Annotated in this window: 24 protein-coding genes and 1 pseudogene; 19 read left to right on the forward strand and 6 right to left on the reverse strand. The window is 70.5% G+C overall.

The genetic code is table 11. From position 1 onward, the window contains the following. Positions 1-136 precede the first annotated feature (136 nt). The 7 genes from OG470_RS22095 to OG470_RS22125 all read left to right on the forward strand — a co-directional run bounded on the left by OG470_RS22095 (position 137) and on the right by OG470_RS22125 (position 7,477). Positions 137-1,378, forward strand: a complete 1,242-nt coding sequence (locus tag OG470_RS22095) for an ABC transporter substrate-binding protein (RefSeq protein ID WP_328415035.1) — start codon at positions 137-139, stop codon at positions 1,376-1,378. 62 nt (positions 1,379-1,440) lie between these two features. Then, the gene (locus OG470_RS22100; protein ID WP_328415037.1) at positions 1,441-2,370 is read left to right on the forward strand and encodes a carbohydrate ABC transporter permease; all 930 of its coding nucleotides are present in this window, start codon (positions 1,441-1,443) and stop codon (positions 2,368-2,370) included. After that, the gene (locus OG470_RS22105) at positions 2,367-3,266 is read left to right on the forward strand and encodes a carbohydrate ABC transporter permease (protein ID WP_328415039.1); all 900 of its coding nucleotides are present in this window, start codon (positions 2,367-2,369) and stop codon (positions 3,264-3,266) included. The genes OG470_RS22100 and OG470_RS22105 overlap by 4 nt, the downstream gene beginning before the upstream one ends. Continuing rightward, positions 3,263-4,267, forward strand: a complete 1,005-nt coding sequence (locus OG470_RS22110; RefSeq protein WP_328415041.1) for a hydroxyacid dehydrogenase — start codon at positions 3,263-3,265, stop codon at positions 4,265-4,267. Before OG470_RS22105 ends, OG470_RS22110 begins: the two co-directional genes overlap by 4 nt. A 55-nt stretch (positions 4,268-4,322) precedes the next feature. After that, a complete protein-coding gene (locus tag OG470_RS22115; protein ID WP_328415043.1) occupies positions 4,323-5,204 on the forward strand; it encodes a Gfo/Idh/MocA family protein in 882 nt (293 codons plus the stop codon). Between the two features lie 192 nt (positions 5,205-5,396). After that, positions 5,397-6,413 carry an NAD-dependent epimerase/dehydratase family protein gene (locus OG470_RS22120; RefSeq protein WP_328415045.1) on the forward strand — a complete coding sequence of 339 codons (1,017 nt, stop codon included), beginning with the start codon at positions 5,397-5,399 and terminating at the stop codon, positions 6,411-6,413. A gap of 8 nt (positions 6,414-6,421) precedes the next feature. Continuing rightward, positions 6,422-7,477: a dihydrodipicolinate synthase family protein gene (locus OG470_RS22125; RefSeq protein WP_328415047.1), complete on the forward strand. Its 1,056-nt coding sequence runs from the start codon at positions 6,422-6,424 to the stop codon at positions 7,475-7,477. A 52-nt stretch (positions 7,478-7,529) separates the two neighbouring features. On the opposite strand, the gene OG470_RS22130 is transcribed toward OG470_RS22125, so the two are convergent. Continuing rightward, positions 7,530-8,750, reverse strand: a complete 1,221-nt coding sequence (locus tag OG470_RS22130) for a hypothetical protein (protein WP_328415048.1) — start codon at positions 8,748-8,750, stop codon at positions 7,530-7,532. 81 nt (positions 8,751-8,831) lie between these two features. Between OG470_RS22130 and OG470_RS22135 the strand changes: the two genes are divergently transcribed. From OG470_RS22135 to OG470_RS22150, 4 genes are read left to right on the forward strand one after another with little or no spacing between them, the layout of a single operon-like run. Further along, on the forward strand, positions 8,832-10,007 hold the full coding sequence (locus OG470_RS22135; RefSeq protein ID WP_208869757.1) for a DegT/DnrJ/EryC1/StrS family aminotransferase: 1,176 nt from the start codon (positions 8,832-8,834) through the stop codon (positions 10,005-10,007). Next, positions 10,004-10,900 (forward strand): dihydrodipicolinate synthase family protein, encoded by an 897-nt coding sequence (locus tag OG470_RS22140; protein ID WP_328415052.1) that lies wholly within the window; start codon positions 10,004-10,006, stop codon positions 10,898-10,900. The genes OG470_RS22135 and OG470_RS22140 overlap by 4 nt, the downstream gene beginning before the upstream one ends. Continuing rightward, positions 10,897-11,637, forward strand: a complete 741-nt coding sequence (locus OG470_RS22145; protein ID WP_328415054.1) for an amidohydrolase family protein — start codon at positions 10,897-10,899, stop codon at positions 11,635-11,637. Before OG470_RS22140 ends, OG470_RS22145 begins: the two co-directional genes overlap by 4 nt. Further along, positions 11,634-12,392: an amidohydrolase family protein gene (locus tag OG470_RS22150; protein WP_328415056.1), complete on the forward strand. Its 759-nt coding sequence runs from the start codon at positions 11,634-11,636 to the stop codon at positions 12,390-12,392. Before OG470_RS22145 ends, OG470_RS22150 begins: the two co-directional genes overlap by 4 nt. A gap of 36 nt (positions 12,393-12,428) precedes the next feature. Here the strand turns inward: OG470_RS22150 and OG470_RS22155 are convergent, their stop codons facing one another. Then, on the reverse strand, positions 12,429-15,548 hold the full coding sequence (locus OG470_RS22155) for a TIM-barrel domain-containing protein (RefSeq protein ID WP_328415057.1): 3,120 nt from the start codon (positions 15,546-15,548) through the stop codon (positions 12,429-12,431). Between OG470_RS22155 and OG470_RS22160 the strand changes: the two genes are divergently transcribed. After that, positions 15,508-15,831 (forward strand): hypothetical protein, encoded by a 324-nt coding sequence (locus tag OG470_RS22160; protein ID WP_328415059.1) that lies wholly within the window; start codon positions 15,508-15,510, stop codon positions 15,829-15,831. The two genes, OG470_RS22155 and OG470_RS22160, sit on opposite strands and share 41 nt — an antisense overlap. Here OG470_RS22160 and OG470_RS22165 read toward each other — a convergent pair whose 3' ends face one another. Beyond that, a complete protein-coding gene (locus OG470_RS22165; protein ID WP_328415061.1) occupies positions 15,832-16,356 on the reverse strand; it encodes a hypothetical protein in 525 nt (174 codons plus the stop codon). It abuts the gene before it with no gap. A gap of 53 nt (positions 16,357-16,409) precedes the next feature. Here OG470_RS22165 and OG470_RS22170 point away from each other — a divergent pair, with 53 nt between their 5' ends. The 4 genes from OG470_RS22170 to OG470_RS22185 all read left to right on the forward strand — a co-directional run bounded on the left by OG470_RS22170 (position 16,410) and on the right by OG470_RS22185 (position 20,373). Beyond that, positions 16,410-16,535 (forward strand): hypothetical protein, encoded by a 126-nt coding sequence (locus OG470_RS22170; RefSeq protein ID WP_328415063.1) that lies wholly within the window; start codon positions 16,410-16,412, stop codon positions 16,533-16,535. Between the two features lie 185 nt (positions 16,536-16,720). Next, entirely contained in the window at positions 16,721-18,841 is a 2,121-nt protein-coding gene (locus tag OG470_RS22175; RefSeq protein WP_328426542.1) for a hypothetical protein, read from the forward strand. A gap of 93 nt (positions 18,842-18,934) precedes the next feature. Further along, positions 18,935-19,699: an IS110 family transposase gene (locus tag OG470_RS22180; RefSeq protein WP_328415065.1), complete on the forward strand. Its 765-nt coding sequence runs from the start codon at positions 18,935-18,937 to the stop codon at positions 19,697-19,699. Positions 19,700-19,779: 80 nt separating this feature from the next. Further along, the gene (locus OG470_RS22185; RefSeq protein WP_328415068.1) at positions 19,780-20,373 is read left to right on the forward strand and encodes a flavoprotein; all 594 of its coding nucleotides are present in this window, start codon (positions 19,780-19,782) and stop codon (positions 20,371-20,373) included. 7 nt (positions 20,374-20,380) lie between these two features. Here OG470_RS22185 and OG470_RS37330 read toward each other — a convergent pair whose 3' ends face one another. Both OG470_RS37330 and OG470_RS22195 read right to left on the reverse strand, forming a co-directional pair. Beyond that, entirely contained in the window at positions 20,381-21,214 is an 834-nt protein-coding gene (locus OG470_RS37330; RefSeq protein ID WP_442931205.1) for a hypothetical protein, read from the reverse strand. Between the two features lie 1,197 nt (positions 21,215-22,411). Further along, positions 22,412-22,996 carry a hypothetical protein gene (locus tag OG470_RS22195; RefSeq protein WP_328415070.1) on the reverse strand — a complete coding sequence of 195 codons (585 nt, stop codon included), beginning with the start codon at positions 22,994-22,996 and terminating at the stop codon, positions 22,412-22,414. A gap of 396 nt (positions 22,997-23,392) precedes the next feature. Between OG470_RS22195 and OG470_RS22200 the strand changes: the two genes are divergently transcribed. Continuing rightward, the gene (locus tag OG470_RS22200) at positions 23,393-23,722 is read left to right on the forward strand and encodes an ATP-dependent DNA ligase (RefSeq protein WP_328415072.1); all 330 of its coding nucleotides are present in this window, start codon (positions 23,393-23,395) and stop codon (positions 23,720-23,722) included. Between the two features lie 102 nt (positions 23,723-23,824). Here the strand turns inward: OG470_RS22200 and OG470_RS22205 are convergent, their stop codons facing one another. Beyond that, entirely contained in the window at positions 23,825-24,013 is a 189-nt protein-coding gene (locus OG470_RS22205) for a hypothetical protein (protein ID WP_328415073.1), read from the reverse strand. A gap of 76 nt (positions 24,014-24,089) precedes the next feature. Between OG470_RS22205 and OG470_RS22210 the strand changes: the two genes are divergently transcribed. Both OG470_RS22210 and OG470_RS22215 read left to right on the forward strand, forming a co-directional pair. Then, the gene (locus OG470_RS22210; RefSeq protein ID WP_328415075.1) at positions 24,090-24,626 is read left to right on the forward strand and encodes a hypothetical protein; all 537 of its coding nucleotides are present in this window, start codon (positions 24,090-24,092) and stop codon (positions 24,624-24,626) included. A gap of 328 nt (positions 24,627-24,954) precedes the next feature. After that, positions 24,955-25,675: pseudogene (locus OG470_RS22215) on the forward strand (IS6 family transposase). Positions 25,676-25,730: the final 55 nt, after the last annotated feature.

The following is a 25,730-nucleotide window of genomic DNA, read 5'->3' on the forward strand; positions in this document are numbered from 1 at the left end:
TATTACGGGGTTGGATCGATCCGGCGCGACGCTCGTACGAACAGTAACGGTGTGACCTCGATACTCTTCGGCTCTAGTATCGGCCTGGACCGTAAGTTAATGTACGGCGAACCTGACTCCCCCGGAAGGATGCGAGATGAGTGTTCGCAAGAGCCTGTCGGCCGTCGCGGTGGCGCTCGTCGCCGCACTCGCGGCCACGGGTTGTGGCGGTTCCGGCTCCGGTGACTCCGGCAAGACCACCGTGACGATGTGGATATATCCGGTGATCGTCGACGAGGCGAAGCACCGCGCGCACTGGGACGAGACCGTCAAGGCGTTCCAGTCCGCCAACCCGAACATCGAGGTCAAGACCGAGATCTTCCCCTGGGCCAACCGGGACCAGGCGCTGGCCACCGCCATCGCCGGCAACAAGGGGCCCGACGTCGTCTACCTGATCCCCGACCAGCTGCCCAAGTACGCCCGCAACATCGAGCCGGTCGACAAGTACCTCGAGGACGCGGCCAAGAGCGACTACCACGAGAACGTGACGAAGTCGGTGAGCATCGACGGCAAGATGATGGGCGCGCCGATCCTCACCAGCGCCGCCACCCCGATCTGCAACAAGAAGGTCTTCGCCGCCGTCGGCGAGACGACCTACCCCACCAGCTGGAACGACCTGCTCACCCTGGCGCCGAAGTTCAAGGCCAAGGGCTACGACATCGCGGCGTACCCCGGTGACTCCAAGCAGACCCTGAACCAGACCTTCTACCCGCTGATGTGGTCGGCCGGCGGTGACGTGTTCAGCCCGGACGGCACGTCGGTCGCCTTCAACAGCGACGCCGCAAAGAAGGCGCTGACCTTCGTGAAGCAACTCGTCGACGGCGGCTACGTCGACAAGAGCCTGATCACCAACGTCCCGTCGATCGAGCAGACCCGCATCGGCCAGAACAAGGTCGGCTGCGTCTGGCACGTGCCGGTGGCGGAGGTCGAAAAGCTGTGGGGCAAGGAGAACATCCAGGCCGTCCCGCACTTCACCGACGTCAAGCAGATCGGCTACGGCACCGTTGGCTCCCTGTCGATGCTGAAGGGCGCCAAGAACAAGGAGGCGGCCGGCAAGTGGATCGCCTTCGCGACCAACGCCGAGAACACCAAGAAGTACGACCTGGCCTCCAACTTCTTCTCCCCGCGGAAGTCCACCGGCACGCTCTACGCCGGTGACCCTGTCCTCAGTGTGCAGGAGCAGCAGGTAGCCACCAGCACCGTCGGCCCGCTGCACGAGAAGGCCCGGGACGTCCAGGGCGTCCTCTTCCCGGAGATCCAGGCCGCCCTGCTCGGCAAGAAGTCGGTGGAGCAGGCGCTCGACGACGCCGCGAAGGCCGCCGCTCCGCTGCTTCGCTGATCCTGGCGCGGCTCGCGGTGGGCGTACCCTGCCCACCGCGAGCCGCCGAGAAAGGTTGTCAGATGGTTGCACTACCGGAGAGCCAGGTCCGGCGGCCACGCCGGCCGGGGAGCGAGGTTCGGCGCCTCCGCCGGCCGTCGGCCCGTGAGGCCGGCACGGCCCTGCTGTTCGTCCTGCCGTTCCTGCTGCTCTTCGCCATCTTCCGGTTCGGGCCGGCGATCGCCGGGGTGATCCTCGGCTTCACCGACTACACCATCGGCGGTGACACGAGCTGGGCCGGCCTGGAGAACTTCCGCCGACTCGTCGACGACCCGACCTTCTGGTCGGCGCTGCGCGTCACGGTCGTCTTCACCGCGCTGTCCGTACCCCTGTCGATGCTGGCCTCCCTCGGCATGGCACTGCTGACCCGCCGCGCCTTTCGCGGCGCGAAGCTCTTCCGGTCCATCTTCTTCCTGCCCGTGGTGACCAGCCTGGTCCTCGCCGGGGTGGTCTTCACCTGGGTCTTCGCCGACGGTGGGCCGTGGTCGCGGGCGATGGGCGCGCTGGGCCTGCCGGCCGGCTCCTGGCTCGCCGACAGCGCGCTGGTGGTGCCGGCCCTGGTGCTGGTATCGGTCTGGTCCCGCTTCGGCTACGGCATGCTCATCCTGCTCGCCCGGCTCCAGGACATCCCGGCGGAGCTGGAGGAGGCGGCGCTGACCGACGGCGCCTCGGCCTGGCAGCGCTTCCGGTACGTCACGCTGCCACAGCTGCGGCCCGCGCTGTTCTTCGTCGCCATCATCGAGACCACCGTGTCGTTCCAGGTCTTCGACATGATCTACGTGATGACCGGCGGCGGGCCGGTCCGCTCCAGCTACAGCCTCGTCTACCTGCTCTACGACCAGGGGTTCAAGTACTTCGACCTGGGCTACGCCAGCGCGGTCGGGGTCGCCCTGTTCGTGATGACGATCGTCGTGGCGCTGATACAGCGGCTGACCCTGGGGAGGGAAGAATGACCGACACCATCACGCCCCCGGCCACCGCCGCGCCGGCCACCGAACGGCCCCGGCGCGCCCGGCGTCCCTACCTCGCGGACCGGGCCGGCCGGGGCTGGGTGATCGGGCGTACCGCGCTGCTGCTGGCTGGTGCCGTGCTCACCCTCTTCCCCTTCTACGCGATGGTCGTGTTGTCGCTCAAGCCGACCGGGCCGGTCACCTTCCCGGACAGTCTGCTGCCCTGGCCGTTCTCCACCGAGGCGTACGACCAGGTCATCGGTGCCAAGAGCGTGCTGCGCTGGATGGGGAACACGCTCGTCTACTCGGTGGTGTCGGTCGTCGGCGTGCTGCTGTTCGCCTCGATGGCCGGCTACGCCTTCGCCAAGAAGCGATTCCCGGGCAAGGAGACGATGTTCTGGTCGTTCCTGGCGATGCTGATGGTGCCGTACCACGTCACAATGATCCCGACCTTCATCATCATCTCCGAGCTGAACGGCGTGGACACCTACTGGGGCATGATCGTGCCGACGCTGGCCAACGCCCAGGCGGTCTTCCTCATGCGCCAGTTCATCGCGTCGCTGCCCGACTCGCTGTTCGAGGCGGCCCGTTTGGACGGCTGCTCCGAGTGGCGGGTGTACGTCTCGATCGTGCTGCCGCTGATCAAGCCGATCCTGGCCACGCTGGGCGTCTTCGTCTTCCTCTGGCACTGGAACGACTTCCTGTGGCCGCTCATCGTCGGGCAGAGCCTCGACATGCGGACCCTCACCACCGGCATCGCCTCGCTGCAACAGGAGAACGTGCCGTTGAACATGCTGCTCGCCGGATCGGTGGTGGCGTTCGTGCCCATCTTCATGGCCTACCTGATTGGCCAGCGGTACTTCCAGGAGGGCGTCTCCACCACGGGCATCAAGGGGTGAGCGTCATCGCCGTGGCGGCGACGCCGTACGTCCGCGAGCTGTTCCTCGACCCCGACACCTGGGCCGCGCTGCAGCGCCTCGGCGAGGTGCGGCTGCCCGCCGACCGCGCCGACGTGGGCGACGAGGCCGTGCTCGCGGGACTGCTCGCCGACGCCGACGTCGTCGTCACCGGCTGGGGAACCGCACCGCTGACGGCCGCGGCGCTCGCCGCCGCGCCACGGCTGCGGCTGCTCGCGCACACCGGGGCCAGCGTGAAACCGTTCGTCACCCCGGAGAGCTTCGCCCGCGGGGTACGCGTCACCCAGGCCGGCGACGCGATGGCGTACGCAGTGGGGGAGCAGGCCCTCGCGTTGACCCTCGCGCTGCTGCACCGGCTGCACCGGTTCGACCACGCGCTGCGCACCGGCGCCGACTGGGCGAGCGCGAAGGGCGCCCCGCCCCGCCGGGAGCTGCGCGGCGCGACGGTCGGGGTGGTCGGCGCGTCCCGGACCGGCCGGGCGTACCTCGGCCTGGTGCGGGCGCTCGGAGCGCGGATGCTCGTGGCCGACCCCTACCTGTCCGGCGCGGAGGCCGTGACGCTGGGCGTCGAGCGGGTCGGCCTCGACGAGCTGCTCGCCCGCAGCCTGGTGGTCTCCCTGCATGCTCCGGTGCTGCCGGAGACCGCCGGGATGATCGGGAAACGCGAGCTCGCCCTGCTGCCGGACGGGGCGCTGCTGGTCAACACCGCCCGCTCGGCGCTGGTGGACGAGGCCGCGCTGCTGGCCGCGCTGCGCACCGGCCGGATCGACGCCGCGCTGGACGTCTTCGACGCCGAGCCGCTGCCGGTCGACCATCCGCTCCGCGGGCTGCCGAACGTGCTGCTGACGCCGCACGAGGCGGCCGGGACGGTGGAGTCGCGGCGGCGGGCCGGCGCGATCGTGGTGGCCGAGATCGACCGGTTCCTCCGCGGGCGGCCGCTGGCCCACGAGGTGCGGCCGGAGCAGCTCGACCGGACGGGCTGACCCGGGCTGACCTGCGCTGGCGCAGCCGGAGACCGGAGAAGTAGCCTCTGCGCTCATGCGCATCGCTCTGGCCGGACTCGCCACCAGTCACCCCTACACCGACGCCCGCGCGCTGCGTGACCACGCGGAGCTGGTGGTGTGGGAGCCCGATCCGCAGCGGCTGGCCCGGTTCCGAGCCGAGCAGCCGGACGTCGCCGTGGCGCCGGACCTGGCCGCGCTGCTGGCGACCGGCCCGGACGGTGTGGTGCTCACCGTCCCGACCCCCGACGTGCCGGACGCGCTGGCCCGGGTGCTGGCCCGCGAGCTGCCCTGCTTCGTCAACAAGCCGGCCGCCGCGACCCTCGGGCAGCTCGACCGGTTGGAACGCGTCGTGCAGCGAGCGCCCGAGCTCGTGTTCACCTCCTCGGTGCTGCGCTTCGCGCCGGACTTCGTGGCGTTCGACCTGCCGCGCGACGAGGTGCTGTCGGTCCGGGCCACGGTGCGGCACGATGTCGGCCTCTGGGCCACCGGCTACAACCCGTGGCAGGACGACCCGGCGGTGGGTGGCGGCACGCTGGTGATGATGGGACTGCACGGCGTGGAGCTGCTGGTCGCGCTGCTCGGGCCGGCGGTACGGCTGGTCGGGGCCGCGGGCACCGTACGCCGGCACCGGGGACTGCGCTCCGAGGACACCGGGCTGCTGGCGCTGCAGTGGGAGGACGGGGTGCCCGGCGCGGTCGAGGTGCTCGGGGTCAGCGAGGGCGAGGCGTACGAGGTGACCGTCCACACCGGCGGTGGGGAGCAGCGGGTGGTGCTGCGCGGCGGCCCGGACCAGCTCGGCTACCGGGCCACCATCGACGCGTTCCTGGGCATGGTCCGGGGTGGGCCGAGCCCGGTGCCGTGGGCGCAGACCCGGGCCGTGCTGGGCCTTCTCGCCGCGGCGCGCGCCACGGCCTGACACCGCGCAGCCCGTCCGGCCGCCCCGGCATGACACCGCGCAGCCGGCCGCTTGCCCCTGAGGTGCGAACCGGACGGCCGGTTCGCCGTGCCCGTCGAGCCCGCGCCGGTCGACCCACCTCCCCGGACACCTTGACGCTCCCGTGGCCGGAAGTTACGGTCATGACCGTTACTTCGGAAGGGGTGTGGTGGCATGCGTACCGTGGCGGACCTGGAGGAGCGGCTCTCCCGCCCGCGGGACGTCCTGGTGGACGACCTGCGCAAGCTCGACGGCGACATCCTGGTCCTCGGCGCGGGCGGCAAGCTGGGGCCCAGCCTGGTGCGGCTGGCGCTGCGGGGGGTCGCGGCGGCGGGCACCGGCGCGCGGGTCGTCGCCGTGTCACGCTTCTCCGAGGCCGGCTTGGCCGACGCGCTGCGCGATGAGGGCGCCGAGGTGGTCGAGGCGGACGTCGCCGACGACGCCATGCTGGCCGCGCTGCCCGACGCGGCGAACGTCGTCTTCCTGGTCGGTGCCAAGTTCGGCACCTCCGGCCGGGAGCACGCCACCTGGGCCACCAACACCTACCTGCCGGGCCGGGTCGCGCAGCGCTTCGCCGGGTCGCGCCTGGTGGCGCTGAGCACCGGCAACGTCTACCCGCTCGTGCCGGTGACCGCCGGCGGCTGCGTCGAGCAGACCCCGGTCCAGCCGGTCGGCGAGTACGCGATGTCCTGCCTGGGCCGCGAGCGCATCCTCACCAACTTCGCGCTGCGCGACGACACCCCGCTGGCCCTGATCCGCCTCAACTACGCCGTCGAGATGCGCTACGGCGTGCTCGTGGACATCGCCCGCGCCGTGCACGCCGGCCAGGCGGTGGACCTCACCATGGGACACGCCAACGTCGTCTGGCAGGGCTACGCCAACGAGGTCGTCCTGCGCTCCCTGCACCACACAGCCACACCGCCGTTCGTGCTGAACCTGACCGGGCCGGAGCTGGTCTCGGTCCGCCAGGTAGCCGCCGCGGTCGCCGCGCGGCTGGGCCGCGAGCCGATCCTCACCGGCACCGAGGCGCCGACCGCGCTGCTGTCCAACGCCCAGCTTTGCCACGGCCTGTTCGGCTACCCCGACGTACCCCTCGCCGAGCTGATCGAGCTGACGGCGGACTGGGTCGCCGACGGCCAGCCCCTGCTCGACAAGCCGACCGGCTTCCAGCGCCGCGACGGCAAGTTCTAGGAGAGACCGTGTTGACCGCATCGAGCACCCGACAGGCCGCCGCGCTGGCCCGGTTCCGGCACGGGTGCGTCATCCCCGCCCATCCGCTCGCCCTGGACGCCGACCGCAAGCTCGACGAGCGCCGGCAGCGGGCGTTGACCCGCTACTACCTCGCCTCCGGCGCTGGCGGCATCGCCGTCGGCGTGCACACCACCCAGTTCGCCATCCACGACCCGGAGGTGGGCCTGCTCGCCCCGGTGCTGGAACTGGCCGCCGAGACCGCGGCCGGCTCGGACGCGATCCTGGTCGCCGGGGCCTGCGGGGACACCGCGCAGGCCGTCGCCGAGGCGGAGCTGGCGGCCTCGCTCGGCTACCACATGGTGCTGCTGTCGCCGTACGGGCCGCTGGACGAGGACGCTCTCGTCGAACGGGCCCGGGCGGTCGGCGAGGTGCTGCCGGTGATCGGCTTCTACCTGCAGCCGGCCGTCGGCGGCCGGGTGCTGTCCCGGCACTTCTGGGCCCGGCTGGCCGCCCTCGATTCGGTGGTCGGGATCAAGGTGGCGCCGTTCGACCGCTACCGCACGCTCGACGTGCTGCACGGCGTCTGCGCGGCCGGCCGCAACGGCGACCTCGCCCTCTACACCGGCAACGACGACCACATCCTGGCCGACCTGGTGGCGCCGCACCGGGTCGTCGTCGACAGGCGGGCGGTGGAGGTCGAGTTCGTCGGCGGCCTGCTCGGCCAGTGGGCGGTCTGGGCGCGCACCGCGGTGACCCTGCTGGACGAGGCCCGGCGGGCCCGGGCCGGTGACGACACCGCGCTGCGCCGGCTGCTCACCCTGGACGGTCACCTGACCGACGCCAACGCGGCCATCTTCGACGCCGCCAACGGCTACCACGGCTGCATTCCCGGCATCCACGAGGTGCTGCGCCGGCAGGGCCTGCTGGCCGGCCGGTGGTGCCTGGACCCGGACGAGGAGCTCTCGCCGGGACAGCTCGCCGAACTCGACCGGGTGCACCGGGCCTACCAGCACCTGCGCGACGACGACTTCGTCGCCGAGCACCTGGACGAGTGGCTGTCCTGACGCGTGCCGAGAGGATCCGGTCCACGTCGACGGGGGCGTGGACCGGATCGTCTCAGAGGGTCAGCCGGTAGAGCGTCAGCGGGCGGCCGCTGGTGCCGGAGGCGAGGTTGCCGGTCCGCTCGGCCAGGCCGGCCAGCTCCAGCCGGTGCAGCATCCGCCGGGCGGTGCGTTGCTGCACGCGCAGCTGGTCGGCCACCTCCCGGCTGGTCAGCGGCTCGTCGCCGACCGTCGTGCGCACCTCCCGCAGCCGCAGCAGGGTGGGCACCGACAGGCCGACCCGCTGGGCGATGACGGCCAGGTTCACCTCCGACGGCGGCGGGGCCGGCGTGGTCGACTCGAGCACGATGTCGGTCTCGCCGCGCAGCGACAGCACCGCCGTGGTCGGGCCGACCCGGCGCGCCCGGCTCAGCGCCCGCCGCGCCAGGTTCTCCGCCTCCGCGGCGCTGCGTCCCAGGCCGAAGCCGATCTGCACGGTCTCGTGCCGGTCGGCGAGGCGGCGCAGCATCGGCAGCGCGGTGAACCCGCCGGTCGCGTCGTGCAGCGGGCCACGGGTGGTGACTATGAGGTACGTGTCCGGGGCGAACCGCGCGAGCGTGCCCCCGAGCCCGGCGACCTCCTTGAGCAGCCCGTCGTCGCCGTCGGAGAGGTTGGCCAGGCCGAGCGCGATCTGGGCGTCCTCCTGGGCCTGGCTGCCCACCTGCAGCAGCAGCTGGCGCAGCGCCGTGCGGACCGAGTGGTTCGACGGGGCTAGGCGGAACGCCGGCATCTCGTGGCGCAGCACCTCGTACACCGAGCTGATGCAGGTGACCGCGACGTCCGCGCCGGCCTTGCGCTGCCGCTGGTGGAATGCCACCACGTCCTCCGAGCTGAGGCCGCTGCGGTACGGCAGCGACCGGACCCGGTCCATCGGCAGGACCGCCTCGCCGAAGGTGGTCGCGACGTCGGCGCCGGTGACGGTGTCGATCGACATCCGGGTGACGTCGTGCCCGGCGCGCAACAACCGCACGGCGGCCTGGAGCAGCGTCGCTCCGGTGTAGTCGACGAAGACCGCCGGACGGTTGAGCGAGTTCGCCTCCCGGGCGAGGGTGTAGGGCACCACGCCGGTGAACAGCCACGCGTCCACCTGGCCGGCGTGCGCCTCGACGATCGCCGGGGCCTGCGACTCGTGGTCGTAGTGCAGCCGGCGGGCGGTGACGCCGGGCTGCTCCTCGCAGGTCGCGGCCACGTCGTCGACTAGGTCGTGCGGACCGATGACCCCGATCTCGATGGTCACCGCTGCCTCCTGTCGGGGGTTGCATTGTTCGCAGCACAAGATTACGGTCAGGCCCGGTATTACTGTAGCCCGGGAGGGTACGTGTCGTCGTTTCCCAGCATGGCCGACGCCAGCGGCCGGACGATCGGCGCGGAGGAGTTGGCCGCGGTCAGCCGGGTGCTCGAGTCGGGCATGCTCAGCTCGGTCTGGGGCACGGAGGTCCGCGCCCTGGAACGCGAGATGGCCGACCGCCATGGAGTGTCGCACGCCGTCGCCGCCAGTTCGGGAACCGCGGCCCTGCACCTGGCCGTCGCCGCCGTCGCGCCGGATCCGGGCGACGAGATCATCACCTCTCCGATCAGCGATTTCGGCACGGTCGCGCCCATTCTCGCGCAGAACGCGGTGCCGGTGTTCGCCGACGTCGATCCGTATACCGGCAACCTGGATCCGGCGGCGGTCGCCGCTGCGATCGGGCCGCGCACGCGGGCGATCCTCGCGGTGCACCTGTTCGGCGCCGCCGCCGACCTGCGCGCGGTCGCCGACGCCGCCGGCGTGCCGCTGATCGAGGACTGCGCCCAGGCGTGGCTCACCCGCTACCCGGACGGCACCCTCGCCGGCACGGCCGGCGCGATCGGGTGCTTCAGCCTCCAGCAGTGGAAGCACATCACCTGTGGCGACGGCGGTCTGGCCGTCACCGACGACTCGGTGCTGGCCCGCCGGATGCGGCTCTTCGCCGACAAGGGCTGGCCGCGCGACGAGTCCCGCCGGCACGTCGGCCTCGGCCTGAACTACCGGATGACCGAACTCGCCGGAGCCGTCGCCCGGGCCCAGTTGGCGAAACTGCCGGGGGTGCTCGCCGACCGGCGACGCACCGCCCGGCGGCTGGTCGACGCGCTGGCCGACCTGCCCGGCGTGCACCTGCCGGCGGACGTGGACGCGCACGCCTGGTGGCTGTTCCCGATCGTGCTTGACCCGCCGCTGACCAACCACGGGGTGGCCGGGAAACTAGCCGCCGCCGGGATCCCCGCCCGCGCCGGCTACCTGGAACAGCCGCTGCACTGCGCCCCGGCGCTGACCGAGGCCCCCGTCTACGGCGACTCCCGCTTCCCGCTGACCGTGCCACCGGCGGACCGGTTGCCGGCCTACGGACCCGGGTCGTTCCCGATCGCCGAGCGGATGATCGAGCGGACCCTACTGGTGGTCGACTGGAACGAGCGGTACACCGACGCCCACGTCGACGAGATCGCCCGGGCCGTCCGCGCCGCGGTGACCTCGTGATCGCTCCGATCACCGCCGCGCTGCGCGACCGGCTGCGCTGGCGGCTGATCGCCGCGACCGCCACCCCGGTGGACGCGACCGGCGCCGTCGACCCGGACGTGCTCGGCCGCTATCTGCGAGGGCTGGTCACCGACGGGGCGGACGCCCTGGCGGTGCTTGCGCACACCGGACGCGGCCCGTACCACGACGAGTCCACCCGCGCTCTGGTCATCCGCCGCGCCGTCGACACTGGGGCGCCGGTGATCGTCGGCGTCGGCGGCCGGCCGGGGGAGCGGACCGACGAGGTGGTTGCGCAGGCGGCGCGGGCGGCCGCCCTCGGTGCGGCCGGCCTGCTGGTCTTCCCGGTGGACGACGATCCCGTTGCCCACCACGACGCGCTCTGGCACGCCGCCGGCCTGCCGATGCTCGCCTTCGACCTCTACCTGCGGCCGTACGCCGAGCCCACGCTGGCCGAGCTGCTGCGACACCCCGGTGTCGCCGGGGTGAAGGTGGCCCGCCTGCACGACGCCCTCGCCTGCCAGGCAGCCCTGGCCGCCGCGCACCGCGCCGACCGGCTGGCGGTCACCGGCGAGGACCGGATGTTCGGCCCGTCGCTCATGTGGGGCGCCGAGGCGGCCCTGGTCGGCCTGGCCGCCGCCGCGGTCCCGGTCACCGCCCGGGTGCTGCGGGCCTACGCCGACAAGCGCTACGACGAGTTCGTCACCGCCTCCGCCGACCTCGACCGGCAGGCCGAGGTCACTTTCACCGAACCGATGGAAGGGTACGTGCAGCGCATGCTCTGGATTGCCGCCGAGGAAGGGCGGATCCCGGTGGGCCACGCGGGCGACCCGCACGCACCGGCGCTTCCCGACGGCGACCGGGACCGGGTGCTGCGGGTGGCAGGGCGCTGGTGACCGGCAACCCATTCGTGGCCGGCGACCTGCCGCCGGTCACCCTCGACATCGACGTGCTCGTCGGCCGGTACGCCGACCGGGCCGGCCCCACCGGCGAGCCCGCGGCGGTCGCCGAGACGCTGGCCGCCAACGGCGTCGAGCGGGCAGCCGTCGCGAGCCTCCGCGCCGCCCTGTTCGACGTTGCCAGCGGCAACGACGAGGTGGCCGCCCTCGCCGGCCCCGGCGTGCTGCCGGTCGGCGGGCTGGACCTGCGCGACCCGCTCGGCGCCGAACGGGAGGTCGTCCGGCTCGCCGAGTGCGGCTTCCGGGCCGTTCGGCTGTTCCCCGACGAGCAGCGCGTCGAGGCGGACTACCCGTCCGTACGGCACGTCGCCCGCCGGGCCGCCGAGGCGGGCCTGGTCGTGCTCACCGGCGGGGACGTCCGCCGGTTCTGGCGGCCGCTGCGCGGCGCGACCGTGGTCTTCCTCGACACGCACTTCTACCACCTGGGCGACTTCGTGGTGGTGGCCCGCGACGAGCCGGGCTTCCACACCTCCACCCGGCTGCTCAACTCGCCGGACGCGCTGGAGACCGTCGCCGGGCACCTCGGCGTCGAGCGCCTGCTCTACGGCTCCCGCACCCCGTTCTACGAGCCCGTCGTGCCGCGGCTGCGGCTGGCCCGGACCGGGATCGGCCCGTCCGCGGTCGCGGCGGTGACCGGGGGGAACGCCCGCCGGATCCTGGGGCTGGCCCGATGATCATCGACGTGCACGCCCACTGGGGGCCGTGGTTCTTCAGCATGGAGGTCGGCGCGGTCGCGACCAACCTCGCGGTGATGGACCGGTACGGCATCGACTTGGCCGTGGTCTCCGCCACCGAGGCGGTGATCTACGACGTGGCCGCCGGCAACCGGGCGATGGCCCGCGTGCTGGAGGGCAACGACCGGCTGCTCGGCTACCTGACGATCAACCCGCGCCGGCTGGACGACGCCGAACGGGACCTGCGCGACCTGCTGCCCACCGGCCGGTTCGTCGGCGTGAAGATCCACACCGACTACACCGGCTCGCCGGCGAACTCCGCGCCGACCCGGGCGGCCCTGGAACTGGCCGCCGCGCACGGCCTGCCCGCCCTCGTGCACACCTGGGACACAACGCCGCTCGACCTGGCCCAGGCGGTGGCGGACATCCCCGGGGTGCGGGCCATCGCCGGGCACATGGGCGCGAACGGGTGGCGGCACGCTATCGAGGCGGCCAACGGGGTGGATCGGCTCTGGCTGGAGCCCTGCTTCTCGCACACGGAGGCGGGTCGCTTCGCCGCGGTGGCGGCGGCCGTGAACCCGCGGCGGTTGCTCTTCGGCACCGACGCCACGCTGATCGACCCGGCCGCCGCGTACGGGGCGGTGCTCGCCGCCGACCTGCCGCCCGAACTGGCCGAACGCGTCGCCTGGCGAAACGCCGCCGAACTGTTCCGGCTCGACCTGTCCGCCCACACGGTCTCCCGAGCCAGCGGATGAGGCAGCGGGCCGCCGCCCGGCAGCGCCCGCGAGGCGTCACCGAGCGGCGGCCCCGCAACGATCGGCAGCAGCGTCTACCGGTTCATCGAGGCCGCGCTGCGGGACGGGGCGTCCGCCGCCGTCGCCGAGTGGCTGCGGAGCGGCGAGCTGCCCGGCTTCGGGCGGGAAGCGGGCGAGGTCCATGCCGAGCATCCCCCAGGTCGACCTGCCGTCCGGGGTGAAGTTGAAGGCCGGGTTGTTGTACCAGCCGCGCGACACATTGTCGTACAGCGTGGTCACCTCGCGATCCGGGACGGCCGGCAGCTCGGAGATGTCCATGCACATGCCGCTACTGGCGTTCTTGACGGTGTAGCTGCCGTCATCGAGCCGGGCCAGCAACCACTTCTGGCTGGCGCTGCTCGACGGAGCGGCGGTGAGTAGCTGCGCGCCGCTGGTCCCAGGCGCCTCCACGGCGAGCTGGGAACCGACGTTGGTCAGCGCGTACTGGCCGTCGGCGATCGGCGGTGGCACGATCTCCTCGGTCCCGACCGCCACCGCGAAGACGTGCACCGCCGCGTTGGCGGGCAGGGTGACCGCGACCACCTCCTTGGCCGAATCGACGCGCAGTGTCGCGGTGTAGAGCCGGTACGCCGTGGTCGGGTAGGCCGGTCCCGTCGGGGTGTTCTTCCCGTTGGTCGTCACCGCGATCTTGGCTCCGTAGGTGTCCGTCGCCAGACAGCACCAGTTCGGAAAGCCGAGCGTGCCGGTCGCCGTCGAGCCGTCGGAGTAGTGCACGGTGGCACTGCCCCCTGCGGAGCCGCTGGTGCCGGTACCGAGGAAGGCCAGCGCGTTGCCGCTGCCGGAGACGCGGATGGTCTCGCCGCCGGCGGCTACGTTGTCACGGGTGCCGGGCTGGGAGGACGGCCAGGTGAACTCGAACCCGTTCGCGGACACCTGCGCTCCTGGTACCACGCCCTTCTCCGCGAGGCGCTCGGCCAGGAAGCTGGAGCCGCCACCGTCGATGTCGCCCGGGGCCGGGTCGGTCGAGGCAGTCACCGCGACGTTGTTGAATGCCGCGCTCAGACTGCCGTAGGCGAGTGTCGTCTCGGTCCGGTCGGTGATGGTGTACGAGGTGTTGCGAGGCCGGTAGACCGCGTTCGCGGAGAGCTCGCGGGCGCCGGGTTCGACGTTCGCCGGTGGCGTTACCGTGAACTTGGCGGTGAACGTCTCTCCGTCCTTAGGGTGTCCTCCCTTGGAGGTGCCGACCGGGGTCACCTTCCACCCTGCCGGCGCGGTCAGGGCCAGGGAGGTTACCCGCACCGGCTTACCGGTGTTGTTCGTGAACGCGGCCGTCACCGTGGCCGGCTCGTTGGCCGCCGCGACCTGCGGTGCGACCACGTCGAGCGAGACGTTGCGGTCTTCTGGGTGCGAGCCGCCGATGGCTCCGGCACCGGTGATGCGCACTGTAGCGGCGGTTCCGGTGGACAAGGAATCGGTAGCGATGTGGAGGATGCCGGTGGCGGTGTCGAAGAAGTAGCCAGAGCCGGCCGCGTCCAGGGCGGCGACGGAAACCTGACGTGCCAGCTTGCGTTTGTCGACCGTGACGTTGCCCGGGGCAGCGTCGGTGTGGACAGTTAGCCGGTAGTCGCGGGCGCTCGGCATGCCCTCATACGAGCCGGTGAGCGACCCGATGCGGACCTCTACCGGGCCGCGTCCCCGGTCCGGGGCGGTGACGTCGAATCGCTGGGTGGCGGCAGCGCCGGTGCGGTATGCCTGGGACCGTCCGTCGTCTTCGTAGTTCAGGAAGGTGGACGTGCCCTGGGGGTAGATGTCCAGGTCCAACTGCCCGGCCTTTTTGCCCTGCGTCCAGTCGAGCGTACCGGTGGGGAACATGGGCACGATTGCGCCGGCTCGTACGAACAGGGGAAGTGTGTCCAGTGGCGCCTTGTACCCGTTCAGGGTCTGCTTGCCGCTGTAGAGGCGCCCGCTCCAGTAGTCGATCCAGTTGCCTTCGGGCAGGTAGATGCCGTCGCGCACGGAGGTGTCCGAGTAGATCGGGGCGACGAGGAGGTCGTCTCCGGCGAGGAATTGGTACTTGACCTTGTCGCCCCAGGTGTTGGGGTCGTCCGGGTAGTTCAGATAGAGGGGGCGGGTCGCCCCGAGCCCGGTCCGGTTGGCGTTGGCCGTGTGCGTGTAGAAGTACGGGAGCAGACGCTCGTGCAGCTGGAGGTATTTGCGGTTGATGTCGGTGTACGGCTGCCCGTACCGCCACGGCTGCTTGTCGCTGGCCGCCCAACCGCTCATGGGGTAGGTGCCGGGCAGAAGCATCTTCCACTGCAGGTCCCGCACGTACGTCTCCGCGCTGCCGCCGAAGATGCCGTCGACGTCGCCGGTCGCCGCATGCTGTCCGGACAGGGTTGCGCCGGCATAGGTGGGAATCTGCCAGCGGATGTAGTCCCAGGAGCCGGACTGGTCCCCGCTCCAGGTGACAGCGCACCGCTGCGTGCCGGCCCAGCCTTCGATGGTCAGGACGGTGGCGCGGTCATTGCTGTTCTGCTCGATGCCGTCGCGCGACTTCTCGCAGGCATCAAGCGCGAAGCGGTACCCCGGCCCGACCCAGGCCACGTCGGTCTTGCGGACCCTGACCCCGCTTTGAACCTCGTATGCATGGTTGGTCAGATCCGACTCGGTCCACAGGCCCAGCTCGGACCCGTGGCCCGCGAGCATTCCGCCGGTCTCGGGAAGGTCCTCGTAGCCGCAGCCGTAGCCGTCGTTGACCAGCATCCACCCCAGAGGCATTTCGTGGTCGGTGTAGCCCTGTGCGATCGCGGTAGCGTCACGGAGCGTTTCGCGCTCTCCGCGATTGGCGTTGTGCAGGTAGCAGTCCGCGTCGCCAAATTCCAGGGCGTACATCGGCAGCATCGCCGGGCGGCCGGTCAGCTCGGTGTAGCCGTCGATGACCTCACGGGCATCTCCAACGAAGTAGTAGGCGTCGAACCGCTGCTCCTCGTGGGTGGTGCGCACCGGGATGGCGAAGGTGTAGTCACCAGACGCGAAAGTGTTCCGTAGCACCCCGTAACCGTTGCTGGACAGGTAGAACGGTGCGGCATTCGGGTTGCCGCCCTCGTTCCAGTCGATGATCGTCCAGGCGGCGCAGCAAACCTCCGCGGTCCTCATTTGCGCGGACGCCGACCTCGGCGGCGTCCGCATCACCGCCCGCATCCACGACAAACTGCCGCCGGACACCACCATCCACGTCGTGGACGTCGGCACCGTGCCGCACGACGAAGGCCGGCCCTTCAACACCCACAGCCGCAGCCACCTGCAGCAGCTCGCACAACGCACGGATCAGGTCGGCGCCTTCGCGCAACGCTGCCTGCACCGGGGCTACGCGATCGAGCAGGAAGCCACTGCACGGGCCGCCCTTCAGGCTGTCTTGAATAACCACCCACCTGCGTAACTATTCGACCAGATATGCCTCCGCGTCGGCCGCGGAGTGGAGATGGCGAACTCCACCGGAGCAGGTGCCGAAGGTGTCCTTGAAGGAACCGATGCGCGGAATCCACCGCCGCCACCCGTACGAGCGGAGGGTGCGGCTGCGCCGGTTGTCGTCGCGCTGCACCCACTTGCGGACTCGCCGCGGCACCAGTTCCATGAGCGCGGGGCCGAGGATCGACATCAGGGGGAAGAACCACCAGGCGTCATCCGGGGCGCCCACCCGGGTGCCGTGCCGGTAGTTGGCGAAGGCGCTGGTCCCGGCGATTACCCAGACGAACAGGCCAAACGCGCCGGCAGGCTCGCCTCGGACGGCGCAGTAGACCATCAGCAGGACGCACACCGCGGCGGCGGCGTCGAGGGCGATGAAGACCACCGTGGCCCAGAAGCGGTCCAGGCCGAGGCCGGTGGGCGAAGCCGCCCAGTCAATGAGGTCCTGGGCGGACAGCGCGACCGGCGCGGCGACGACCACGACCATCAGCACGGCCACCACGAACAGGCCGACGCGCGCCCCGTTGCTCAGCTGCGTCGGGGGAGCGGTCCTTGCGGCGGGCGTGGCCGGTGATCGGTGGCGTCGTCGGCCTGTGCCTGCTGCTCGCGCTCGCGGTGAGCGTCGCGCCGACCTGGCGGCTGCTGCGCCGCCGGGCGGTCACCGAACCCGCCGGATGACTCATCTTCGTGACGCAGCTGTGACCTGAGGAGCCTGCGCAGTCACCGTCCGAAGTGGTCTGCTGAGCCCATATTCCCTGGCCAGGCGCGGTTTTGAGGCAGCGTCGCAGGGCTCAAAAGTGTTACATCGACGACTGGGCGGCCCGATCCGCCCAGCCTCACCCGCAGGAGGCAGCCGCGTGCGAATGAAACGAGCGAGCCGGATCGCGGCCGCGGTGGTGGGCGTGACCGCGCTCGCCTTCACGGTCTCGGCCCCCGCACAGGCGGACGACCACTTGAACCTTCCCGGAGAGCCGACCATCGCATTGCCGATCAACGACAGCGCGGCGGGTGGGACGTACAACCAGGACTTCACCCGGGTGTACGCCAACACCACCCCCGACGGCACCCCGGTCTACATCTACGTCCCGGAGGGCACCCCGCTGGACGGCTCCGCGCCGGCCGGGGTGGCCAGCCTGGACCCGCAGTTCGACCACAACCCGGCCGACGGGTTCACCCCCTGCGCCACCGCCACGGCGGCCCAGTTCGCCCTCACCCAGGGGCAGATCGACTACGTCGGCGACAAGCTCGCCGGCCAGATCGTCGCCGTGGACGAGGAGCACTTCGGCCTGATGGACGCGGCCGACCCTGACGAGCCGGCCAGCGACTCGCTGGTGATGGTCCTCTACAACATCCAGGACGAGGCGTACTACGACTGCGCGCAGACGTCCTACACGGCGGGCTACTTCGCCCCGGACTTCATCGACAGCAACGGGATGAACGTCATCGTGGTCGACGCCCTCGACTGGGCCAACCGGGTCGGGCCGAACGACGCGCCGTGGCGCGACGCCGACCCGGCCAACGACCGGCCCGAGCTGTACGAGGGCACCGTCGCCCACGAACTGGAGCACCTGCTGCACAACTACAGCGACCCGGGCGAGCTCTCCTGGGTCGACGAGGGGCTGGCCGACTTCGCCATCTTCCTCAACGGGCTCGACGCCGGCGGCTCGCACCTGACCAACCACCAGGTCTTCTACGAGGAGACCTCGCTGACCCGGTGGGGCGGCACGCTGGCCAACTACGGCGCCGCGTTCACCTACTTCCAGTACCTCTGGGAGCAGGCCGGCGGCAACGGCGACGGCACCTACACCCCGGACAAGCAGTACGACGCCGCCGGCGGTGACCTGCTCATCAAGACCATCTTCGAAGAGCAGGCCGACGGCATGGCCGGCGTGCAGAACGCCATCAACACCTTAAACGCGGCGACGGGTGCCAACCTGCGCAGCGCCGAGGCGCTGTTCCGGGACTGGTCGGTGGCGGTCTACCTGGACGACGAGGACTCGCCGGTCTACGACATCAAGGCATTCAACTTCGGCGACCCGGCCGACACGTCGTGGACCATCGACATCGCCGACGGTTCCTTCTGGGCGGGCCGGGGCAGCTACCAGGGAGCCACCCCGGAGGCGAAGTGGGCCCGGCTGAAGAACCGGCCAGACACCACCGCCGTGCCGTTCGGCATGTCGGTCGAGCGGTTCCGCAACCCGGGCCCGACCGTCGCGCTCGCCTTCGACGGCGAGGATGAGACGACCATCGCCCCGCACACCGGCACCACCCACTGGTACGCCGGCTACGAGAGCCAGTCCGACAACATCCTCGACGTCGACACCGCCGGCCCGGTTACCTCGCTGGACTTCTGGAGCTGGAACTTCATCGAGGAGGGCTGGGACTACGGCTTCGTCGAGGCCCTGGTCGGCGGCGAGTGGGTCACCGCGCCGCTGCGGAATGACGCGGGGCAGGTCGTCACCACCGACGACAACCCGCACGGCAACAACACCGAGGGCAACGGCCTCACCGGCACCTCCGGCGGCGCGTACTTCGTGGACGACCCGGTCTACGTGCACCTCACCGCCGCCGTGCCGGCGGGCGCCACCGACGTCCGGTTCCGCTACTCCACCGACGCCGCCTACCTGGACACCGGCTGGTTCGTCGACGACGTGCGGGTCAACGGCGCCGACGCCGCCCTCTCCTCGGCGACCGGTGACTGGTTCACCACCACCGGCACGCAGGACAACAACTGGACCGTCCAGGTGGTCGCGCACTGTGACCTCACGCCCGGCACCACCACGGCGGGGGAGACCACCGACGGCGCGGGCAACTGGGTCTACCGATCCACCGGGGACCAGTTCACCGCCAGCAACCTGAAGACCAGGTGCGCCAACGGCAACCAGGACGACTTCGCCGTCCTGGTCTCCAACCTGCCGACCGGCGACCTGACCTTCCTCGACGCGGACTACACGTTCCGGGTCAGCAACACCGGAAACAAGTAGTCGCCACGGCGGCCGACGGCGGGCCCGTACCGGATCACCGGTGCGGGCCCGCCCGCCGTATCCGCTCCCGCCACCGGCCGGTCGCGACGGCCCGTGGCGGTTGGCCTCGGCGCCGCGGCCGGTTCCCGGCGCGTACACCACCAGCCGAGGGGTGGCTCGCCCACCTGCTTGCCGGCCAGCAGTGGGTCAGCATGGTTGCCCGGGTCGCTGTGCTCCGGCTGGGATGCGCGACCCTGCCCTCCTCCCACTGATGCCACCGGCCGGCAGTTGACGGTCAGACGCGTGGCGGTCAACGCCGGCACCTACAAGACGTTGATGGGGTGGGCCGCCCGCTGGCCGCAGCGGCGGTCTGCCGTGGAAGGCGTCGCCGGTCTTGGCCGCGGCATCGCCCAGCTGCTCGTCGGTGGCGGCGAAGACGTCGTCGACGTGCCGGCCACGCTCGCCGCTCGCGCCCGGCTGCTGGACATCGGCGGTGCCCGCAATAGCGGTCCCGCCGACGCCGCCAGCGTCGCGCACGCCGCGATGCGCCACAAGCGGTTGCGCGCGGTGGTCGCCGAGGACCACACCACACACCTGCGGCTCCTGGCCGAACGCCGTGACGACCTGGCCGGTGAACGCATTCGCGTCCTCAACCGCCTGCACGCCCTGGTCCGCGACCTGATTCCCGGCGGCGCGCCGCCGAATCCTCCACTTAAGGACGCCCGGCCGACCGCTCGGTCAGCTCCTCGGATGGAGCGGCGCCACATCCATCCAGCCAGTTCACTGGATAACGGCTCGCGTTCGCAGCCGGCTCGATACTCTCGGCTTCGGGATCCACACGGACATCCGGAGCCACTCGATCGGCGAGATCGCCGGTGACGCGGGCGATCGACGTCCCGGCGCGCAGCCGGCTCTCGCCACGACTGGCGCCGGGGACCTCTCAGGCCGATAGGAGCGCCATGCCCGGGAAGTTACGATCGCCTGTCCTGCACCTCGTCGTTTGCCACGCCGAGCCCGCTGTCGAGCTCGGACCGTTCATCACGGCCTGCCAGGAGTTGAGGTGGGAGGTCCACCTCATCGCCACCCCGGACGCGGTCGACTCGATCGACCGGGACGGGCTCGCCGATCTCACCCACCATCCGGTACGCGAGGACGACCAGCCGGAGACGCTCCATCCCCTGCCGCCGGCCGACGCCTTCGCCGTCGTGCCGGCCAGCTTCGACCTGGTGAACAAGTGGGCGTACGGCCTCAACGACAACCTGGGCCTGCGGCTGCTCAACGAGGCGATCGCCGTCGGCCTGCCGGTCGTCGCCGTGCCGGCCACGGATCCGGCGCTCGCCCGGCACCCCGCCTTCATGGAGAGCCTGGAGCGGCTGCGGCACTGGGGCGTGACGGTGACCCGGCCCGCCGAGCCCTCCGAGGTCGCCGACCCGGTTCCGTGGCACGCCGCCGTACAGGTGATCTCCGCCTGGACGCGGTTCGCCCGGGTCCCCGGACAGCCCACCGGAGAGCGACAGCGCACCGCCGACAACTTGGCGCGGCAGTCCGGCTAGCGCCTCATCATGCAGCCTTGAACGGGTAGTCCGGGTGGCGGATCTTGGAGTTGATGGCGAATCCGGATTTCGGTTGGGCGCGGTAGTTGCGCCAACGGATGTACGCGCCGATGGCGGTGTCCTGCTCGGCGTGGGTGCGGTGGTCGGTGCCGTTGAGCGCGAAGTATCGGACGGCGGCGAACTCGGCTTCGATCCAGTTCAGCCAGGACGCGTAGGTCGTTAGGAACACCAGGTCGACCTGGTTGGCTGCGCACCAGGTGCGGACCTCGGGGAAGAAGTCGCACGCCAGCGTCGTTGCGGCCTGTGTGCGCAGGCATTGACGCCAGGTGGTGCGGTCCTGACGGACCGGCGCTGCGGGGATGCCCGCACGGGCAAGGATCCGGCGGATCGTGGAGGCGCCGAGGCGGTGGCCGAGGCCGCGCAATTCGCCTCGGATTCTTTGGTAGCCCCAGCCTGGATTGTCCCTGGCAAGGTGCTCCACCAGTGCTACGACCGTCGGGTCGGTCGGCGGTCGACCGGCCCGTTGCGGGTAGGTCCAGTGGCGGGCCACAAGCCGGCGATGCCAGGCCAGAACCGTGGCCGGAGTGACGAGCCGGTGCGCCCGCAACACCCGGGGCAGGTGCCGGATCAAGGCCGCGAGGACAGCTCGATCCGCCCAGTTCAGTCGTGGCTTCGGATGCTGCCGTCGCAGGACCGCTTTCTCGTGGCGCAGGACAAGGATCTCCACCTCCTTGGCCGACGGTGTCCGGGTGAACAGGATCAGCCAACCCGCGACCCGGCAGACTACGAGATACAGCAGACGAAACCCACGATCACGATCATCGCCCACGACGCCGGGCATCGCGTTCACCCAGTTCAGCGACCTTGGCCGAGTTTTGGTACCCCACACCCAGGTCTGCGACGATGACGGACTATTGAAACCCCACAGGCCGCGTCGATCCATCGAGCGAATGTTGTCGGAGAGCGACCTACTTCCGGGGAAGACCACCCCCCCCGTTAGCCGATCAATGGCGCTGTATGGAATGCCTTGGCCCCGGTCATGCCCATCCTCGGCGCCGCCGGTCACCGGCCTCGACCCCGAGCCCGGCGATGATCGACGAGTCGAGAATTTGTGCGCCATTCGCTGGCGACTATCGCTGGACGACGGTCTGGCCGCACACTATTCGTATGGCTACCGCTACAGCTGGGTCCGTACGGTAACGGGGGCTGCCGTGCTCACCGCCCTGGTCCTGGTTATCGCCTTCGGCAACCCGGCCTACAGCGACTGGGCGAAGGACCGTACGCGCTAGCTTCGACGAGTTCGCCGAGTGCCGACCGACGTTCACGCACAGCGTCCTCTGAGTTCATGGCTGACATGACAGACATCTGTCCTGCTAGGAGAGGGCCGACCAGACTGAGGTCGGAAAAAGATGGCGGCCGACCGTGCCTTCGCAGCGTCCGGTCCCGAAGCCGCTAGTCGCCCGATGTCGCAAGTCCGCCAACGGGTAGAAAGCGTCAAATTGCCCTATGAAGATGCGTCGGCCCTGAAAAAACGGCTCAGCGCTTCGCGTTCCGCGCCACCCAGAACACGATGAGCGCCGCGATGACGACGATCAGAAAGACGCATGCTATCCCCCCGATGATGCCCATATCGCGAAATTACCGTGTTGTGCACAGCGGGGGACTCGGTTTCGAGGATGGGGTCCGACTTCGAGGCGACACCCGCCCGCGCTCGTCCAGCCTCGGCCGCCACCGTTGAGGTCAACGACTGATGTCAAGTCGCCGCCGCTGTCGGGCTCCCTGCGCGCTGAGGGTGACCCCCGTCGGGGGAGCCGGGCACTCCTTGTCCACCCTTGGCAGCCGGTGTCGCGCTGTGCCTCTGCGCAGGTGCCCCTAATCATTTCGTGGCTTGCGGTGTCGGCTTCGATCGACCCGTCTGCTGCCTTCTCGCTGCCTCGCTGCGGGCGGATGCCTCGCTTACAAGCGCTGTCCGTCCGGAGACGTGCGGCTGCGTCGGTCACCTCGGATCATCGGCCGGGAGCGGTCGCGTTGTCTGTTCTCATCTCGGCACGTTGCCGTCAATTGCCGCTGCTTCGTCACGCCTCCACAACCGGTACCCCACGATCACATTGCCGACGCCGAGCAGTGCCAGGACGCCAACCGTCAGCCAGAACCCGACGGCCGGTACGGCGGACATGGCCTCGTCGAAGGGTGGCGGATCAAAGCGACGCAGTACGCCCCGCAGGCCGAGCGCAAGCGCCACCGCCGCGACGAACGCCGCTACCGCCGACACCACCAGGCGGGAACTGACACTGGCCAGGATCCGGGCAAGCACGCCGGCCGCGACACCCAGCGCGGCGACCATGAAGAGCGGTTGCCCCGGCAGGTAAATGGGCTCTTCGGGACCGATCTGCGGCGCCTCGTTCGGCACCTCCTGCATGACGTACTGACCAAGATTGCCATCCCAGAGCAGCGTCTCCAGGTGAACCTGACCCCCGCCACCGACGGTCAATCCCCAACCAGTCCAGGTCACCGCCACACGCCACTCCTCGGCCTCACCCTTCAGCTCCGCGAACGGCAGGGCGAACAGGAGAGCGGCAGCAGCGAACGCCAGCGGACTCAAATTCGTTCGGATCCAGTCCATGGCCACCTCCTCGACTGATCGACAACGGCAGGATGGGGCACGCGCATCACCCCCCGATCGCGCTCAGATCTCGGTTGCCTTCGCACCCGTTCTCGCGCTCGGTTCGGCCGGACCGGTACCCGATGATCTTTAGATAACAATCCTGGCCCCTTGCGCCCGAACCGGGTGCGGACCGACCAGCGCACCTCCGACCCCTCGCGCCAGTTCACAAGTCGCGCGCCGGCAAGAAACCGACCCCGTACCTCCCGGACATCACCCGGGCGATCCGCCAGACCCTCCCGCAGGGGGTTATCCCCGACGGGAAGCTAACCGTGTGGGAGCGGGGGCGGACCAGCTTCGCCCGGCTGCAGCGCCGGATCACCGCCGGATCACCGCCGGCCCGGAGCCTGCTGATGTATGGCGCGGGAACACCCGGCGCAGTACATCCTATGGAATCTGCTCGCCGACGTTGGCGGCCAGGTCGTGGTCAACGCGCCGCTGTTCGAGCGACGGGCCCGGCTCGCGGAGCTGTTCGAGGATGCGCCCGCGCAGCTGACCCTCAGACCGCAGACCACCGACATGGACGAGGTCGGGGAGTGGCTGACCACCTACACCGCGGCCGGGATCGGGGGTGTGGTCGTTAAGCGGCTGGACGGCCGGTACGAGCCCGGCCGGCCCGGCTGGCGGAAGTTCCGGGTGCGCGCGGGCGACCGAGGCGATCATCGGCGGCCATCGGTTGCTGGATAGGGCTGCCAATAGGACACCTTTTATCCCGATCCTGTAGACCGAGTTGTGGGCCCCAAGCTCGATCTTGCAGAAAGTCTTGCGACAAGTGATCTTGACGATCCCTTAACGCAACAGCGCCCCGGTCAGCACGGCGTCGGCCGACTGGAGGCGGATCTGGCTGACCTCGGCGACCGCCAGCCGGAGCTGGTATCCGTAAGTTCCGGTGCGGTTGGTGACCTGGCAGGTGCCGATCGGGTGCATGGCGCCGGCACGGTCGACGGCGAAGGCTGCGTAGGGGCCGTCGGCGGGCACCCGCGCCTTCCTCCGGGAGTCGCTGCGCTACGACCACGGCGATCTGAGGTGGTTCGCCCGCTGGCCGGGCGCACTCATGACCGGCCGGTTCGCCCGGCACGAGGGCCACTTCGACCCGGGACAACGGGTCGCGAACCTGCTGATGGTCGGGCTGTTCGTGGCCCTGATCGGCAGCGGCATCGGGTTGGTCCTGGTCACCGGTGGCCCCTGGTTCGTCTGGCTGCAGCGGGTGCACCGCTGGGCCACGTACCTCATCACACCGGTCCTCATCGGACACATCGTCATCGCTGCCGGCCTCCCGCCCGGCTACCGCGGCGTGGCCCGAGCCATGCACCTCGGTGGCCGCCTGCCGCTACAGGTCGCCCAGCGGCTCTGGCCGGGCTGGCTCGATCGGCAACGCGAGCCCACCATGACAGCTGAGCCGCCGTGCCCGTTCACGACCTCGGTCGCCTCGCTGCTCATCGGCGCCCTCGGCCCGCTCGAACGGCACGAATTCGAAACCCACCTGCGGCAGTGCCCGATGTGCCTGGAGGAACTCATCCTCCTCGCGCCGCTGCCCGGCTTGCTGCACCGAGCAACGCCGCCTGAGTTGTGCCCCCGATGGGAGCCCTGATCGACGGGATGGCAACGAGCGTCAGGGTCGGGCTCGCGGTGGGTGTCCGCGTCGGCAGCTCGGCCGGCTGCTGCGCCAGTTTCGCACCGAGGCCGGCATGACCCTGGGCGCCGCCGCCGAGGCCCTCTAATACAGCCGGCAGAGGATCTGGCGCATCGAGCGCGCCTCACGCAACCAGCGACCGGCCCCGTGGAGCGGAGTGACCTACCGCTCCACCGCGCACACCAGCCTGCTGCCCTGGCAGATGCGCGAGCGCCGCTTCAAGCTGGTCGGGCTCGGACGGGTCTGTTGCGTTGCCCGTGTCGAGGGATCGAGGCAGGCTTGACGGGTGCAGCGGTCGAGTCGTCATCGTCCCTGGTCGCCTCCGAAGTCGGCGTTCACCGGGTTCCGGTTCCCCGCAAAGGTGATCGTCGTCGCGGTCCGCTGGTACCTGCGGTACAACCACTCCTACGGGGACGTGGAGGAACTCCTGGCTGAGCGCGGTGTCGAGGTCGACCACGTCACCGTGTTCCGGTGGGTGCAACGGTTCACCCCGCTGTTGGCCGACGCCGCCCGGTTCGCTCGCCACTCCCCGGGTGATCGGTGGTTCGTCAACGAGACGTATGTGAAGGTCAACGGGGTGTGGCGGTACGTCTACCGGGCGGTCGACCAACACGGGCAGGTCATCGACGTGCTCGTCTCGGCCCGCCGTGATGCCGCCGCGGCCCGGCGGTTCTTTCCAGAAGGCCCTGCGGGTGCTGAAGGTGACACCTACCGAGGTGGTCACCGACGCCGCGCCGGTCTACCCCGCCGTCTTCGACGACCTGATCCCCTCGGCCTGGCACCATGTCGAGCAGCACGCGAACAATCCGATCGAGGCCGATCACAGTCAGCTCAAGCACCGGTTACGACCGATGCGCGGGCTCCAAACCGACCAGTCCGCACGACTGATCATCGCCGGCCACGCACTCATCCAGTACCTCTGCCGTGGACACTACGAACTCGGGCTCGACAGTCAGCCCAAGCTCCGAGTCGCTTCGGCGTTCAGTGAATTGGCCCGAGCTATCTGACGCGAACCCGACCCGGGCGTAACGCGCCTCCCCATCAGATAGTGCAACGGCGCCC

The organism is Micromonospora sp. NBC_00389 (genome assembly GCF_036059255.1).
GTDB lineage: Bacteria > Actinomycetota > Actinomycetes > Mycobacteriales > Micromonosporaceae > Micromonospora.

Excerpts from the sequence above, each read along its gene's own strand:
- OG470_RS22095 (WP_328415035.1), top strand. The coding sequence starts at position 137 with ATGAGTGTTCGCAAGAGCCTGTCGGCCGTCGCGGTGGCGCTCGTCGCC.
- OG470_RS22100 (WP_328415037.1), top strand. The coding sequence starts at position 1,441 with ATGGTTGCACTACCGGAGAGCCAGGTCCGGCGGCCACGCCGGCCGGGG.
- OG470_RS22105 (WP_328415039.1), top strand. The coding sequence starts at position 2,367 with ATGACCGACACCATCACGCCCCCGGCCACCGCCGCGCCGGCCACCGAA.
- OG470_RS22115 (WP_328415043.1), top strand. The coding sequence starts at position 4,323 with ATGCGCATCGCTCTGGCCGGACTCGCCACCAGTCACCCCTACACCGAC.
- OG470_RS22120 (WP_328415045.1), top strand. The coding sequence starts at position 5,397 with ATGCGTACCGTGGCGGACCTGGAGGAGCGGCTCTCCCGCCCGCGGGAC.
- OG470_RS22150 (WP_328415056.1), top strand. The coding sequence starts at position 11,634 with ATGATCATCGACGTGCACGCCCACTGGGGGCCGTGGTTCTTCAGCATG.
- OG470_RS22160 (WP_328415059.1), top strand. The coding sequence starts at position 15,508 with ATGATCGTCCAGGCGGCGCAGCAAACCTCCGCGGTCCTCATTTGCGCG.
- OG470_RS22155 (WP_328415057.1), bottom strand. The coding sequence starts at position 15,548 with ATGAGGACCGCGGAGGTTTGCTGCGCCGCCTGGACGATCATCGACTGG.
- OG470_RS22175 (WP_328426542.1), top strand. The coding sequence starts at position 16,721 with ATGAAACGAGCGAGCCGGATCGCGGCCGCGGTGGTGGGCGTGACCGCG.
- OG470_RS22185 (WP_328415068.1), top strand. The coding sequence starts at position 19,780 with ATGCCCGGGAAGTTACGATCGCCTGTCCTGCACCTCGTCGTTTGCCAC.
- OG470_RS37330 (WP_442931205.1), bottom strand. The coding sequence starts at position 21,214 with ATGCCCGGCGTCGTGGGCGATGATCGTGATCGTGGGTTTCGTCTGCTG.
- OG470_RS22195 (WP_328415070.1), bottom strand. The coding sequence starts at position 22,996 with ATGGACTGGATCCGAACGAATTTGAGTCCGCTGGCGTTCGCTGCTGCC.
- OG470_RS22200 (WP_328415072.1), top strand. The coding sequence starts at position 23,393 with ATGGCGCGGGAACACCCGGCGCAGTACATCCTATGGAATCTGCTCGCC.
- OG470_RS22210 (WP_328415075.1), top strand. The coding sequence starts at position 24,090 with ATGACCGGCCGGTTCGCCCGGCACGAGGGCCACTTCGACCCGGGACAA.